General features: G+C 34.6%; 1 protein-coding gene. It reads left to right on the forward strand.

Going from position 1 to position 1,735, the window contains the following annotated elements; genetic code table 11:
• Positions 1-470 precede the first annotated feature (470 nt).
• On the forward strand, positions 471-1,475 hold the full coding sequence (locus AC3ASS_RS14100) for an ABC transporter substrate-binding protein (RefSeq protein ID WP_488284139.1): 1,005 nt from the start codon (positions 471-473) through the stop codon (positions 1,473-1,475).
• Positions 1,476-1,735 lie beyond the last annotated feature (260 nt).

The following is a 1,735-nucleotide window of genomic DNA, read 5'->3' on the forward strand; positions in this document are numbered from 1 at the left end:
ACCTATGAAGTTATCAAAGAACAAAAAATCTAACTGGAAAAAACCTCAAAAGAGGATTCTAAAAATACTATACGAGGAGGAATAAAAGTGAAAGTGAAAGTTGATGTTGATGTTGATGTTGATGTTGAGATTGCCAACATTTATTGCCGGCTTCATTGATTGCATATTCATGTGCTTCAAAAAAATAAAAACAGTACGAAACCGAATGATTGAATAGTTAGAACAAAAGACTTATTTGAAAGATTTAAAAATTAATTTCTGGTCATAGTTGTAGAATCTTAAATTTCCGATTTCGGACTAATGACATACTTTTTTATGAAAATAGAATTATATCTTTTAAAATTAATAATTAGTATAATATATTTTTATTATTCAAAAAATACTTGAAATTCTGTTAATTATATAATTATAATCTAAATAGCTACAATATTTTTCAATAATAAAAGATAGTTGAACAAGGGGGAGAAATCATGTTAAAAAGGTTAAAATTACTATTAATAGCATCTCTATCTTTGCTATTAATACTTGCCGGCTGCGGCTCCTCTGAATCTAGTAAAAGTGACAACGGGGGAGACAGCAAAGGGGGTAATGAAGAAAAAACTTATAAAGTTGGTGTTACTCAAATTGTAGAACACGACTCTTTAAATGCAGCTTTTGAAGGATTTAAAAAAGCGTTGGCGGATCAAGGGTTAAAAGTCGAGTATGATATTAAAAACGCTCAAGGGGATATGAATACAAACGCAACTATTGGTAAGGATCTTGCCAATTCAGATGTAGATTTAATTTTTGCAAATTCAACTCCAAGTGCTCAAGCAGTATTAAGTAATACGAAAGATATACCTATCGTATTTACCTCTGTTACCGACCCAGTTGGTGCTGAGTTAGTTCAATCGTTCGACAATCCTGGTGGAAACGTTACAGGAACAACTGACACACATCCAGATGCAATTCCAAATACTGTGAAGTTTATTACAGAAAACTTTGATGTGAAAAATATCGGTACCATCTATAATGCTGGTGAGCAAAATTCAGTAGCTCAAATTCAAATTATAAAAGAGGCTCTTAACGGTACAGGAGTAAATCTAGTTGAAAAATCAGTTTCTACATCTGCAGATGTTAAGCAAGCGGCTGAATCGCTAGTTGGATCAGCAGATGTCATTTATATAATTACTGATAACACAGTAGTATCAGCATTAGAATCCGTTATTTCAGTGGCACAAGATAAAGATTTGCCATTGTTTGTCGGAGAGCTGGATTCTGTTCGTAAAGGAGGATTTGCTGCCTACGGTTTTGACTATTTTGATATTGGATATGAAGCAGGGTTAATGGCAGTGAAAATATTGAAAGGGGAGAAAAAGCCATCTGAATTACCTGTTCAATATCCACAAAATCTAAAACTACTTATTAACAAAAAAGCAGCTGCAGAGATGGGCGTCGAAATTGACGAATCATGGGATGCAGAATTTTATGAGTAATAGAAAAGCTTAAGAAAACAAAGGGGAATAATTGACAGGGCTAAAATTGAAAAGTTCATTTTAGCCCTGTCATTTTGTTTTAAGCGTGCCCAGCTAAGCTGTTATCTGCTAGTTGGTGCAAGTCCAACCCGAGTAAGTGCCAAGACGCTCGGTAGCTGACAGGCAACTGGTGGAGAAATCCTAAGGTTGAAGCCCTGTGACAAAGTAACTCTCTTGGAGAGTGCGAGCAAATCAACAGACCGTAACATAAAGTGAATCCT

Source organism: Bacillus sp. JST-5 (genome assembly GCF_057747715.1).